Origin of the sequence: Pontibacillus chungwhensis, from assembly GCF_030166655.1 — a bacterium.
In the GTDB taxonomy this organism is placed as follows: Bacteria; Bacillota; Bacilli; order Bacillales; family BH030062; genus Pontibacillus.
Genome location: NZ_CP126446.1, coordinates 3,139,239 through 3,152,545, shown reverse-complemented (window position 1 = coordinate 3,152,545; position 13,307 = coordinate 3,139,239). Strand labels below are relative to the sequence as shown.

The window sequence follows — 13,307 nt, the reverse complement described above, 5'->3', positions numbered from 1 at the left end:
TCGGGACTTGCTAGCAGGCACACATTGTGCCATTAAACCATTGACCATGTTCGTTTCGTTCGGTTTTGGAAGCTCAAATGCTTTCAAACAGTACCTTGAAAACTAGATAAGAATTAGACATCAAACCAACGTTAGATTTAACGTAAGCATCATTATGATGCGTCTTTTCACATCTTTATTAGATAGTTAAGTGAATAAGGGCGCACGGTGGATGCCTTGGCACTAGGAGCCGATGAAGGACGGGACTAACACCGATATGCTTCGGGGAGCCGTAAGTAGGCTATGATCCGGAGATTTCCGAATGGGGAAACCCACTACCCGTAATGGGGTAGGATCCTTAACTGAATTCATAGGTTAAGGAAGGTAGACTCGGGGAACTGAAACATCTCAGTACCCGAAGGAAGAGAAAGCAAACGCGATTTCCTGAGTAGCGGCGAGCGAAACGGAAACAGCCCAAACCAGAGAGCTTGCTCTCTGGGGTTGTAGGACGCTCCATTGGAGTTACCAAGAAACAAGATAGATGAATGATCTGGAACGGTCAGCCGAAGAAGGTAACGGCCCTGTAGTCAAAATCTTGTTTCCTCCGGAGCGGATCCTGAGTACGGCGGAACACGAGGAATTCCGTCGGAATCCGGGAGGACCATCTCCCAAGGCTAAATACTCCCTAGTGACCGATAGTGAACCAGTACCGTGAGGGAAAGGTGAAAAGCACCCCGGGAGGGGAGTGAAATAGAACCTGAAACCGTGTGCCTACAAGTAGTTGGAGCCCGTTAATGGGTGACAGCGTACCTTTTGTAGAATGGACCGGCGAGTTACGATCCCATGCAAGGTTAAGATGAAAAATCGGAGCCGCAGCGAAAGCGAGTCTGAATAGGGCGAAATAGTATGTGGTCGTAGACCCGAAACCGTGTGATCTACCCATGTCCAGGGTGAAGGCCAGGTAACACTGGCTGGAGGCCCGAACCCACGCACGTTGAAAAGTGCGGGGATGAGGTGTGGGTAGCGGTGAAATGCCAATCGAACACGGAGATAGCTGGTTCTCTCCGAAATAGCTTTAGGGCTAGCCTCAAGGTAAGAGTCTTGGAGGTAGAGCACTGATTGGACTAGGGGCCCTCATCGGGTTACCGAATTCAGTCAAACTCCGAATGCCAACGACTCATCCTTGGGAGTCAGACTGCGAGTGATAAGGTCCGTAGTCGAGAGGGGAACAGCCCAGACCACCAGCTAAGGTCCCTAAGTTTATGTTAAGTGGAAAAGGATGTGGAGTTGCTCAGACAACCAGGATGTTGGCTTAGAAGCAGCCATCATTTAAAGAGTGCGTAATAGCTCACTGGTCGAGTGACTCTGCGCCGAAAATGTACCGGGGCTAAACATAACACCGAAGCTGTGGATTGTTCTTACGAACAATGGTAGGAGAGCGTTCTAAGTGCTGTGAAGTCAGACCGTAAGGACTGGTGGAGCGCTTAGAAGTGAGAATGCCGGTATGAGTAGCGAAAGAAGAGTGAGAATCTCTTCCACCGTAAGTCTAAGGTTTCCTGAGGAAGGCTCGTCCGCTCAGGGTTAGTCGGGACCTAAGCCGAGGCCGAAAGGCGTAGGCGATGGATAACAGGTTGATATTCCTGTACCACCTCCTTTCCGTTTGAACAACGGGGGGACGCAGTAGGATAGGGAATCCGCTCCACTGGATGTGAGCGGCCAAGCAGTGAGTGAGATGCATAGGCAAATCCGTGCATCAATCACAAGCTGTGATGGGGAGGGAACTATAGTACCGAAGTTCCTGATTTCACACTGCCAAGAAAAGCCTCTAGTGAGGAAAGAGGTGCCCGTACCGCAAACCGACACAGGTAGACGAGGAGAGTATCCTAAGGTGATCGGGAGAACTCTTGTTAAGGAACTCGGCAAAATGACCCCGTAACTTCGGGAGAAGGGGTGCTCCTTCATAGGAGGAGCCGCAGTGAAAAGGCCCAATCGACTGTTTAGCAAAAACACAGGTCTCTGCGAAACCGAAAGGTGAAGTATAGGGGCTGACACCTGCCCGGTGCTGGAAGGTTAAGGGGATGAGTTAGCATTAGCGAAGCTTTGAACCGAAGCCCCAGTAAACGGCGGCCGTAACTATAACGGTCCTAAGGTAGCGAAATTCCTTGTCGGGTAAGTTCCGACCCGCACGAAAGGTGCAACGAATTGGGCACTGTCTCAACAAGAGACCCGGTGAAATTATACTATGCGTGAAGATGCGCATTACCCGCGACAGGACGGAAAGACCCCGTGGAGCTTTACTGTAGCCTGATATTGAATGTTGGTACAGCTTGTACAGGATAGGTGGGAGCCGTCGATGCCGGAGCGCTAGCTTCGGTGGAGGCATCCGTGGGATACCACCCTGGCTGTATTGACATTCTAACCCAGGACCGTGATCCGGTCCGGAGACAGTGTCAGGTGGGCAGTTTGACTGGGGCGGTCGCCTCCCAAAGAGTAACGGAGGCGCCCAAAGGTTCCCTCAGAATGGTTGGAAATCATTCGCAGAGTGCAAAGGCACAAGGGAGCTTGACTGCGAGACCTACAAGTCGAGCAGGGACGAAAGTCGGGCTTAGTGATCCGGCGGTGCCGTATGGAAGGGCCGTCGCTCAACGGATAAAAGCTACCCCGGGGATAACAGGCTTATCTCCCCCAAGAGTCCACATCGACGGGGAGGTTTGGCACCTCGATGTCGGCTCATCGCATCCTGGGGCTGTAGTCGGTCCCAAGGGTTGGGCTGTTCGCCCATTAAAGCGGTACGCGAGCTGGGTTCAGAACGTCGTGAGACAGTTCGGTCCCTATCCGTCGTGGGCGTTGGAAATTTGAGAAGAGCTGTCCTTAGTACGAGAGGACCGGGATGGACGCACCGCTGGTGCACCAGTTGTTCCGCCAGGAGCATAGCTGGGTAGCTACGTGCGGAAGGGATAAGTGCTGAAAGCATCTAAGCATGAAGCCCACTTCGAGATGAGATTTCCCATCACTTCGAGTGAGTAAGATTCCTTGTAGACGACAAGGTTGATAGGTCGGAGGTGGAAGCGTGGTGACACGTGCAGCTGACCGATACTAATAAATCGAGGACTTAACTAACAAAAGCGCAAGCGACCGCCTAGACCCGTACGGATAAGACAGATTTTCGAAAAAGGCTTTAGCCTTTGTAGAAAAGATGACTTATACGCTAGGGTCTGGGAGCTGGAGCTAGACGTAAAAACGTAAAAGGCACGATGTCGTAATTCTTATCTAGTTTTGAAGGTACTCCTTCAACAAAACAATAGTATGGCGGTATTGGCGAAGAGGTCACACCTGTTCCCATGCCGAACACAGAAGTTAAGCTCTTCAGCGCCGATGGTAGTCGGGGTTTCACCCCCGCAAGAGTAGGACGCCGCCATGCAACGTAACCTCAAAGGATATAATCCTTTGAGGTTTTTTGTATGTTTAGAAATCGTATAAAGTTTTTTATTAAAGGGTCTTTTTAAGCATGATCATATCAAAGGCACGAATCCCATCTTCTACGATTGGCTCTTCATAGGAAGAAAAAAAGTCTCTTTTGATGTGATCAAAACGAAACCCAGCTTTCTGATAAAAGGCTAAATTTCCAATACTAGAATTAGCTGTTCCTACAATCATATAGGAGTAGCCTGATTTTTTATAATGTTCGGAAAAACGCTTAATCACTTCTCGCCCCATCCCTTTCCTTCTCATGCTGTTAACTAGCGCCATGTTTTTTATTTCAACTATATCTCTAGCCGTAAAAGTAAAAAGGATAATACCTACAGTCTGATCATCTACCACAATCTCATAAAGCTCACCCTCTTGGATATAGTCTCGAATCATATTCTCGCTATCATCAGCTAATTTAAGAAATGGTAACATACGCTCTCGATCATTTGCTTTTGTGAACTGAACCTTATCATTATTCAACGTAATACCTCCTGATTTTTATTTTATCCAAGGCTTTACAAGTAAGGATAGGCATAGGAAGACTTTAGCATATAGTGAGCTTTGCTACTATGGTTTTTAAGATTTAGTGGATGATTAGTTGCTAATATCAGATCTACTAGCATTTAAATCGTCCTTTATAAAAATAATCGACAAATTTATTAAAAATATGAAACGCAGGAACGTGTTAAACCGTAATACATGATAGTAACGGAAAAAAGCCTTCAATAAGGGCGCTTATTTGACAAAATTATCAATAAACTGTATGGTCGAGATGTGGATCACGCAAGCGTGACATATGGTTGTATATTATTAAGGAGTGTGAGAATTTGGCTATTTCATTACAGAAAGGTCAACGTGTCGATTTAACAAAAAGCAATCCAGGACTTAAAAAGGTTATGGTAGGTTTAGGTTGGGACCCAGTGCAAAACTCTGGCAAAAAGGGCGGCCTGCTAGGCGCGCTGTTTGGTGGAGGCGGTGGCGGTCCTGAAATCGACTGTGACGCGTCCGTTATTATGCTTAAAGATGATAAATTTGTACATAAAGGTGACCTTGTGTACTTCGGAAATCTGAAAAGTTCAGATAAAAGCATTACTCACACTGGAGATAATCTAACTGGAGCAGGTGAAGGCGATGACGAGCAAGTGTTTGTTAACTTGGATCAAGTGTCACCTGAATATAATAAACTTGTATTTATCGTCAATATTTATGATGCGAAAAGACGTAATCAAGATTTTGGAATGATTCAAAATGCGTTTATTCGCATACAGAATGACCAAAATAATGAAGAGTTAATTCGCTTTAACTTAACAGATAACCATACTGGTAAGACAACACTTATTCCAGGGGAGCTATACCGTGATGGAACAGAGTGGAAGTTTGCCGCAGTAGGTGAAGCGACCTCAGATGTTTCTTTAAGTGAGATCGTTCAGAAATATTCATAAACTACTAATCTATAAAAGGAGAGATTAAACATGGCAGTAAGTTTGCAAAAAGGACAAAAAGTTGATTTAACAAAAGGGAATCCAGGGCTGAAAAAGATCACTGTAGGACTTGGATGGGACGTTAATAAATTTGATACAGGTAAAGATTTCGACTTAGACGCTTCTGTATTTCTATTAAATGATTCTGGTAAAGTCCGCTCCGATCAGGATTTTGTATTCTATAATAACAACACTGGTGCTGATGGAGCAGTTGAGCATACAGGTGATAACCTTACAGGTGCTGGTGAAGGCGATGATGAGCAGGTTCAAATTGACCTTAGTACTGTTCCTCAAGATGTACAGAAAATTGCGTTCACGATTACGATTCATGATGCTGAGTCACGTGGCCAAAACTTCGGACAAGTTTCTAATGCCTTTGTACGCGTTGTGAATTCTGATAATCAAGAAGAACTGATCCGCTACGATTTAGCAGAAGATTTCTCTATTGAAACAGCTGTTGTTGTTGGAGAATTATATCGCCACAATGGTGAGTGGAAGTTTAGTGCGATTGGCAGCGGTTATGAAGGTGGACTAGCTGCGCTAGCGACAGACTTTGGATTAACTGTAGCATAAGCACTAATTGATACGGGGCTACTCCTTCCGACGAGCAAGCATGAGCTTGTTTCAGATGGGGGAGGCCCCTTTTATATGAAAGAGCAGTGAATGATGAATCACAGAGAACGAAGGGAGACTTACCTATGTCTATTTCACTTTCAAAAGGACAACGCATTGATCTAACAAAAACAAATCCTGGTTTAACGAAAGCCGTTATTGGCCTGGGGTGGGATATTAACCAATATGATAGTGGAGCTAGTTTCGACTTAGATGCTTCAGCGTTCTTAACAGATGCTAATGGGAACGTTCAAAACGATGCTGAATTTGTATTTTACAACAACTTGCAAGATCCAAGTGGAGCTGTTGCCCATACAGGAGACAATCGAACAGGTGAAGGAGAAGGTGATGATGAGCAACTCACAATCGACTTCTCTAAAGTTCCTTCTTCAGTTGAAAAAGTAGCCATTACAGTCACAATTCATGATGCAGATGCACGGAGTCAAAACTTTGGCCAGGTCCATAATGCTTTTGTACGCGTCGCAAATGAAGAAGATGGTCAAGAGTTGATCCGTTATGATTTGGGTGAGGATTTCTCTATCGAAACAGCTGTTGTTGTTTGTGAGTTGTACCGTCATAATGGAGAATGGAAGTTTAGTGCTGTAGGAAGTGGCTTCTCCGGAGGTCTTGCTGCATTATGCCGAAATTATGGCTTAGAGGTTTAATCATCTAGGAGGAGAATTATGGAGATATTACAAGGCATATTAGACACATATGCTCAGTTTTTTAATTGGTCCATGTGGGCTGAGGTGTTAACCGATCCAGTCAGCTGGGGTTATATCGGGACGTTAATTGTTCTTGAAGGTTTGTTATCTGCTGATAACGCCTTGGTACTTGCTGTTATGGTTAAGCACTTGCCAAAGGAAAAGCAGAAGAAGGCTTTATTCTATGGTTTATTAGGGGCTTACGCATTTAGGTTTATTGCTATCGGTTTAGGTATGTTCTTAATTAAACTATGGTGGGTCAAGATCCTTGGTGCAGGTTACCTTGCATGGTTAAGTATTAAATTCTTTATTGATCATTATAAACACAAGCAATCTGATGAGGACGCTGAAGGAAACGGAATGAATAAGAACGGAATCCTCATTCGTACGTTCGGTTTATTCTGGGGTACCGTGATTGGCGTCGAAATCATGGACGTGGCTTTTTCAGTCGATAGTATCTTGGCAGCCTTTGCAGTTAGTGAACAGGTATGGGTACTACTTGTCGGAGGAATGCTAGGTGTCCTAATGATGCGTGGTATAGCAGGCGTTTTCTTAAAGCTGTTGGATAATGTACCAGAGTTAGAAGTAACGGCCCACGTCCTAATTGGATTTATTGCCGTTAAGATGGGTCTAAGTATTGTGCATGTTGAAATAGGACATTGGTGGTTCTTTGGCTTCATCGTTGGAGCATTTGCGATTACCTTTATCATTCACTATATGAGAAAAGATCAATCCTCTGCTCAGACAGCAGCAACGGAAGATCAACAATAAAAAGGGGGAGTTATTCCTCCTTTTTTTGTATCATTTATTATGATTTTTGAGAGGAACTTAAACTATGAAGCATTTTAATAGGTTAACCTCTTCTGATTGTGAAGAGCTTTTTTACATGCCTCCTCAACAGATTGGTTCTCATTCTCCTAAGAAAGAGATTGCGCGAGCATTAGGAGCTACGCTATATATTCCAGCCATTAAGGATCGGATTGGTTATAGGCTTATGCATCAATTACCTGGTTTATCCTCTGCGGTACTGTGCTTGGAAGATTCTATTCATGACGAAGAAGTACAGGAAGCAGAAGAACATATGATTCAAGAAGTACAATTACTCTTATCAGCAGAAATGGATCCGGAGCAGTTTCCTTTCTTGTTTATTCGTGTTCGGAATGTTGAACAAATGAAACGAATTGCTGATCGCTTACAAAGCGCTTTACATGTGATTACCGGTTTTGTGTTTCCTAAGTTCAATCGTCAAAATGGCAGAGAGTATTTAGAACAACTTCAGCAAATTGTAGAAGATACGGGAATCTCACTATTTGCAATGCCGATTATCGAAACAGAAGAATTCTTGTATAAAGACACACGGGTGCAGGAAATGAATGAGATTCGAAAGTTATTTGATGAATTTCGGCACCTTATATTAAACATCCGGATAGGCGGCACAGATCTAAGTGGACTTTATGGTATGAGAAGAAAGTTTGACAGTACGATCTATGATATCTCCTTGTTACATGATTTTATTGGAGATGTCGTTAATTTCTTTGGTAGAAATAGTGAGGAGTACATGATTTCAGGTCCCGTATGGGAGTTCTTCGAAAGAAAGTACGAGAATACTTATCTAGCATTAAAGGAAGGCTCTCCTTATGTGTATGGATTTATTCGCGAGATCGAAAAAGATCAACTTAACGGACTGTGCGGGAAGACTATTATTCACCCTTCTCATATCCAACTGGTTAACGCCATGCATGTCGTATCGAAAGAAGATTACGAAGACGCTCTTGAGATTGTACATAAAAATGAAGTAGGGCGAGGAAACGGTGCCTCGATTAGTCCATATGCCAACAAAATGAACGAAGCTAAACCACACCAGCGTTGGGCTATCGAAGTACTTATGAAATCAAAAGTTTATGGGGTGTTTCATGATGACAAATCATACGTTAACTTACTCGAAAAAGAAAGTGTTCCATTATCCTATCACAGATAGACTTCAAGTAACCGTTCATGAGGAATCAAATCCTTTTGGAATCGACTTGAATCAATTGTTTAATATGGCAGCTCGGATAAATAAGAATAGAAGCTTTCTCTTTGTGAGTAAAGTTTTAGGCAAGCATATTCCTGTAGAACCTCAAAGAGCGCTTGATACAGGAGCTTTACTTGCTGCTTTATACCAGGAACATCTGCTAGGGATAAAGCACCCATCTTATTCGGATTGGGTTCAGTCAGTCGCCCAACACCTTCCTACTCAGGCGACAACGGGCGCTTCTCAAACGGTTCTTCCCCAATCCCATCTATTTATAGGATTTGCCGAAACGGCTACGGCATTAGGTCATGCCGTATTTGAGAACTTTCAAAACGCCCATTATATACATTCGACCAGAGAAGTGTTAGAAAGTGTTCGTCCTACTTTTGAATTTCAGGAAGAGCATTCCCACGCAACTGATCAGATTTGTTATGGAAAGCGTGAATTGTTCGAGAATAACGATCCAATCGTGTTGGTAGATGATGAAATTACAACAGGAAAAACCGCTCTAAATATCATAGAGGCTTTACAAGAGGCCTACCCCCGAACAGAATATACGGTTCTTTCTATTTTAGATTGGCGTACAAAAAAACATAGGCAACAATTCAAAGAACTAGAGCAGCGTTTAGGAATTCGAGTGCGGGTTTTAAGCTTAGTCAGTGGGACGATCGAAGTAAATGGCGATCCAGACCTTACCCCTGTAAAAGAAGAAGTTCCCTCTATTCAACCAGAAGCGGATGTTAGAACGCTAAAAGTTAAGCCGATTTTTCCTTATCAGTCAACGGAATATACACAATCTATAACAACCTCAGGAGATGTGAAAGAGCGCTCATATTTAAGTTATTCTGGCCGCTTTGGTTTAAGTAGCGATGAACAATTCTTATTAGAAGGGGCCATTAAGAGATTGGGAACCTACTTATCTATGGTCCGTAAAGGGAAGTCTACATTGTGTCTTGGAACAGGGGAGTTTATGTATATTCCTATGAAAGCTGCTTCTCATATGGGAAATGATGTTTGTTATCAATCAACGACAAGAAGCCCAATTCATGCTATCACTCGGGAAGGATATGCGGTTCAGAATGCTTATCAGTACCCTAGTCCAGAAGATGCTAGTATCTCGCATTATGTGTATAACATTCCATATAAGCAATATGATGAGATTTTTGTGTTTTTAGAGCATGGATCTAGAGGAGAATGTTATGAACCCCTAATTGATGAATTGAAAAAGACAGGAGCATCTGTTATTTATCTTGTTGATTTCAGTTCATAGGAGGAAGGAAATTGTCACGAATCAATCACGAAATCATTGAAGAAATGGGAAGTTATGCACGTGAAGATGTCTTGTTTCTTCTGAAAAATTTAAACGGTCAAGTCGAAGAGGATGGATTAGAGGTTAGGGAGAAGGCTATTCAATCTGGGGTTCATTATTCTGAAATGCTCCCTATTGAGTATAGTCCAACAGCTACCTATATGAATTTATATGAAAAGGCGCTAGATTATTATAAAGAGAAAGTGGCTAAAGCAGCTGGTCTTGTTTCTGAACAGATCCTAAAACGAAGCGGAAAACAGCTCGTACTTGTTTCCTTGGCTCGAGCTGGCACTCCGATAGGCATCTTAATTAAACGATATTTGAAGCTGGCTTATGGGCTAGATGTTCCTCATTATAGTGTTTCTATTATTCGAGGTCGCGGAATTGACGAGAATGCACTTCATTATATTCGCCGTTGTCACCCGGATCATCTCATCCAATTCATAGATGGGTGGACTGGAAAGGGAGCTATTACGAAAGAGTTACAAGAGTCATGTAAACATCTGAACCTAGAAGGTCTGTCCCTTGATCCAACATTAGCCGTTCTAGCTGACCCAGGTCATTGTTCTGCATTATATGGTACTAGAGAAGATTTCCTTATTCCAAATGCATGTTTAAACTCTACGGTTTCTGGACTTGTAAGTAGAACAGTATTGAACAGGGAATATATCGGGGAAGATGACTTTCATGGTGCCAAGTATTATACACATTTAGCAGATGCGGATCGGTCAAACGAATATATAGATGTTATAACGAAAGAATTAGAGAAGGTCATGCCTTGCGTCAAGCGTGAGGCACAAAGTTTTAAAGTGTTGGATGAAGAACCGTCCTGGCAAGGTTTGCAGGAAGTAAAAAATATTCAGCGCGAACAAGGTATTGAACAGATCCATCATATTAAACCTGGGGTAGGAGAAACAACGAGAGTGTTACTCCGGAGAGTACCGTGGAAGGTGCTTGTAAAGGACCGGAATGACCCGGCACTAAGTCATATTTTTCAACTTGCCAGAGAGAACGATGTGCCAATTGAAGAATATGATGGGATGTCTTATGCCTGCTGTGGCTTAATTAAGAAAGTATGAGGGGATCAAGATGTTATTTGCAAGTGATTTAGATCGTACGATTATCTTTTCTAAACGTTTTATACAACCTGTAAAGGAAGATCGGAGCTATAGAGCAATTGAAGAAGTGAACGGAAAAGAACAATCATTTATGACAGAAACAGCCATACACCTTCTGAACAAAGTCCGTTCTTCTGTGATGTTTGTTCCAGTAACAACTAGAACAAAAGCACAATATGAACGAATCGAATTATTCCAAAGCAATCAAACACCTCCCTATGCGGTAGTTAGTAACGGAGCTGTCATTCTCATAAATGGTAAAGTAGACGAGGAGTGGCATGAACACATCGTAAATAGATGTAATCAGGAGTGTGTTAGCAGGGAGGAGATTCGTGCTAAACTAAAAGAAAGCTTTTCAAAAGAATGGTTAATAGAAGAACGTGATGCGGATGGTTGGTTCTTCTATTATATAGTGGATCCTGAAAAGACGAATGAGGAGGCTATTCATAACTTTCAGGAGTGGTGTGACGTGAAGGGGTGGGAAGCGACCTTGCATGGGAGAAAGTTTTATTTAATCCCAAAGCCTATTAACAAAGGGGATGCGGTCACCTTTATTAAAGATAGAGAAAATCAGGCGTTCTCCATTTCTGCAGGGGATTCCTTATTAGATGTTCCCATGCTTTCGTCCACTACCATAGCCTTTACAGCAAAAGGAAGTGAGCTTGATTCTGATCATTCACCAGTAACTTCGCTTCGAGTAACCGATAAGGAGGGGATCCTTTCCCCGGAAAGTTTGCTTTTAGAGGTTTTATTACTTAGTTCGTCGAATTTAGATCAACCTGAAATTCTTAGTTCAAAGACAGCGTGTATGTTATGGGGAATTGATTCCTCTACGTTGCGTAAACGAAAAGATGATTTTCCTGCAGGAACCATTCGGAAATTTGGTTCTTCCTATGCTGTAACGGTAAGTGGTATGAAAGCTGTCTTTGGTTCACCTTTACCATCCGCATCTCCAATTGAAAGGGGGGTTACCCTGTAATGCAATTTCAAGCGGTTTGCTCCACACTAGTAGAAGGTGTGAAGGAGTATAAATGGAAAGAAGTATTGAAACAACGAAACGAAGAGCGCTCTGGATATGGCGTTGAAGAGAAAACGCTATACGTGCCCCAATATATAGCGCACGTACTTGGAATGGCTGAGGATGAGGATGAATATTACAATGAAATCTATGACCTAGCTCATGATGATGAATATGTTTCTCTATATCCTTTAAACAGTGAGCTCAATAAACAAATTGATTCTGAAACATTGAAATCATTACAAGAGTTAATAAAAATGCACCAGCAAGACCCATTAACGCCAAATCGTTTTGTTGCTTTTCTTGATGGAAAGAAAATTCTACCCAGATTGACCAATGGGGTTTATAACAAACACCTCCGTAAAATTCTTATGGACGTATTATCTCTTTACGGGGAAAAACATGCTGGAAATTTAAAGGACCCTGACTTCCAGCGTGTCATTGTTGACCTTATTAAATGGACGAACAATCACGTTCATCCTTGGATGGAAGCACAAGAAGGAGAGGGGAACTTCCCTAAAGTGCTCTGGTACGGGGACGCCACAAAAAGTCAAACCTACTTTCTGTACTACATGTATAGACTCGGCTTTGATTTAGTGATTTATCATCCGAATAAATTGAATATATTTGAACGCTTTGATCTGGATGTCTCAAGGTCGATCGTCGTTGAGAATGCCTACTCGGCAGAACCAAAGCCTTTCCCAACCGAGAGAAAGAAACGGAGTTCGACGGTTGCTTACAAGGCATCTAAACAAATTGAGAGGGCTATTAATCATGATAACTCTCAAATTTATAAGCCATGGCAATTTAGAGATTATATTCCTGCGTCTGTGACCATGAAGACAACGTATGATGAGATCTTCATACTCTCTAAAGAGAAAGCTTTCGTGAGGCCTGATTTTTATATAGAGAATCAGACCGTTTATATTCCTTCCATCTTTGCGAAAGTAGTCGGTGTAACCGAGAATCGCAACGAGTATTGGTCAAGAGTACAACAATTATTAGAGGAAGAGAACGCACATCTTGTAAAACAATTCCCATTTACAGAAGAGATAAAAGGGAACTACCTGTATCACTACAGACATTCATTAGACGGAAGAGGACAGTTAGATGCTTCTAAAATGATGGGCGGGAATTTCTGGCAGTACAAGCACTTGCCGGATGGTTTACAAAGAGGAATTGCCGAAGCGATTATTCGATTGTGTGAACAGAATAAATTGTACCCTGAAAGCGGAGAAAGCTCTGAAGATGTGGCGCTCTATCTATTTAAACAAAGTACACAAATGCCTGATGTATTTATGCGTCTTCTTCAAAAATTTGACTACTCGCAAGATGTGCCAAAAGTTATTCTCTATAACAACGAATATAACGGTGGCTTAACACGAAGCGATGCTGTTTTGCTTCTTTTGTTGCATGAACTTGGCGTAGATCTAGTTCTGTACAGTCCTACAGGAAACAAGGATTTAGAACAGTTCATTGAGAAAGAGGTATTTGACCTTCATATGCTTGATGATATGGTCTTTGATTTAGAGTTTAAACAAAGTTTTGGGATTAAAGATAAATTGAAATCTAGATTATTAAAATTACTAGGAGAGTGATTG

At 42.5% G+C, this 13,307-nt stretch carries 10 protein-coding genes and 2 rRNA genes; 11 read left to right on the top strand and 1 reads right to left on the bottom strand.

The window, feature by feature from the left end; genetic code table 11:
* Positions 1–184: 184 nt before the first annotated feature.
* Positions 185–3,099 (top strand): 23S ribosomal RNA (locus QNI29_RS16340).
* Positions 3,100–3,284: 185 nt separating this feature from the next.
* Positions 3,285–3,400, top strand: a 5S ribosomal RNA gene (rrf, locus tag QNI29_RS16335).
* A gap of 68 nt (positions 3,401–3,468) precedes the next feature.
* On the opposite strand, the gene QNI29_RS16330 is transcribed toward rrf, so the two are convergent.
* Positions 3,469–3,930, bottom strand: a complete 462-nt coding sequence (locus QNI29_RS16330) for a GNAT family N-acetyltransferase (RefSeq protein WP_231417531.1) — start codon at positions 3,928–3,930, stop codon at positions 3,469–3,471.
* Between the two features lie 347 nt (positions 3,931–4,277).
* Between QNI29_RS16330 and QNI29_RS16325 the strand changes: the two genes are divergently transcribed.
* The 9 genes from QNI29_RS16325 (at position 4,278) to QNI29_RS16285 (ending at position 13,304) form a co-directional block, all read left to right on the top strand.
* Positions 4,278–4,892, top strand: coding sequence for a TerD family protein (locus QNI29_RS16325; protein WP_231417530.1), 615 nt, complete (start codon positions 4,278–4,280; stop codon positions 4,890–4,892).
* Between the two features lie 30 nt (positions 4,893–4,922).
* Positions 4,923–5,504 (top strand): TerD family protein, encoded by a 582-nt coding sequence (locus tag QNI29_RS16320; protein WP_231417529.1) that lies wholly within the window; start codon positions 4,923–4,925, stop codon positions 5,502–5,504.
* Between the two features lie 125 nt (positions 5,505–5,629).
* Positions 5,630–6,208: a TerD family protein gene (locus tag QNI29_RS16315; protein ID WP_231417528.1), complete on the top strand. Its 579-nt coding sequence runs from the start codon at positions 5,630–5,632 to the stop codon at positions 6,206–6,208.
* Between the two features lie 18 nt (positions 6,209–6,226).
* Entirely contained in the window at positions 6,227–7,018 is a 792-nt protein-coding gene (locus QNI29_RS16310; protein WP_231417527.1) for a TerC family protein, read from the top strand.
* 64 nt (positions 7,019–7,082) lie between these two features.
* Positions 7,083–8,225: an HpcH/HpaI aldolase/citrate lyase family protein gene (locus tag QNI29_RS16305; protein ID WP_231417526.1), complete on the top strand. Its 1,143-nt coding sequence runs from the start codon at positions 7,083–7,085 to the stop codon at positions 8,223–8,225.
* Entirely contained in the window at positions 8,161–9,531 is a 1,371-nt protein-coding gene (locus QNI29_RS16300) for a phosphoribosyltransferase family protein (protein WP_231417525.1), read from the top strand. The genes QNI29_RS16305 and QNI29_RS16300 overlap by 65 nt, the downstream gene beginning before the upstream one ends.
* A 44-nt stretch (positions 9,532–9,575) precedes the next feature.
* Positions 9,576–10,649, top strand: coding sequence for a cysteine protease StiP family protein (locus QNI29_RS16295; RefSeq protein ID WP_231417619.1), 1,074 nt, complete (start codon positions 9,576–9,578; stop codon positions 10,647–10,649).
* A 10-nt stretch (positions 10,650–10,659) separates the two neighbouring features.
* The gene (locus QNI29_RS16290) at positions 10,660–11,667 is read left to right on the top strand and encodes a helix-turn-helix domain-containing protein (RefSeq protein ID WP_231417524.1); all 1,008 of its coding nucleotides are present in this window, start codon (positions 10,660–10,662) and stop codon (positions 11,665–11,667) included.
* Positions 11,667–13,304: a YceG family protein gene (locus tag QNI29_RS16285; protein ID WP_231417523.1), complete on the top strand. Its 1,638-nt coding sequence runs from the start codon at positions 11,667–11,669 to the stop codon at positions 13,302–13,304. The genes QNI29_RS16290 and QNI29_RS16285 overlap by 1 nt, the downstream gene beginning before the upstream one ends.
* The last annotated feature ends 3 nt before the right edge of the window (positions 13,305–13,307 follow it).

Bases quoted from the DNA above. Each gene is read 5' to 3' on its own strand.
- QNI29_RS16320 (WP_231417529.1), top strand. From the start codon at position 4,923: ATGGCAGTAAGTTTGCAAAAAGGACAAAAAGTTGATTTAACAAAAGGG.
- QNI29_RS16310 (WP_231417527.1), top strand. From the start codon at position 6,227: ATGGAGATATTACAAGGCATATTAGACACATATGCTCAGTTTTTTAAT.
- QNI29_RS16305 (WP_231417526.1), top strand. From the start codon at position 7,083: ATGAAGCATTTTAATAGGTTAACCTCTTCTGATTGTGAAGAGCTTTTT.
- QNI29_RS16300 (WP_231417525.1), top strand. From the start codon at position 8,161: ATGATGACAAATCATACGTTAACTTACTCGAAAAAGAAAGTGTTCCAT.
- QNI29_RS16315 (WP_231417528.1), top strand. From the start codon at position 5,630: ATGTCTATTTCACTTTCAAAAGGACAACGCATTGATCTAACAAAAACA.
- QNI29_RS16295 (WP_231417619.1), top strand. From the start codon at position 9,576: ATGGGAAGTTATGCACGTGAAGATGTCTTGTTTCTTCTGAAAAATTTA.
- QNI29_RS16285 (WP_231417523.1), top strand. From the start codon at position 11,667: ATGCAATTTCAAGCGGTTTGCTCCACACTAGTAGAAGGTGTGAAGGAG.
- QNI29_RS16290 (WP_231417524.1), top strand. From the start codon at position 10,660: ATGTTATTTGCAAGTGATTTAGATCGTACGATTATCTTTTCTAAACGT.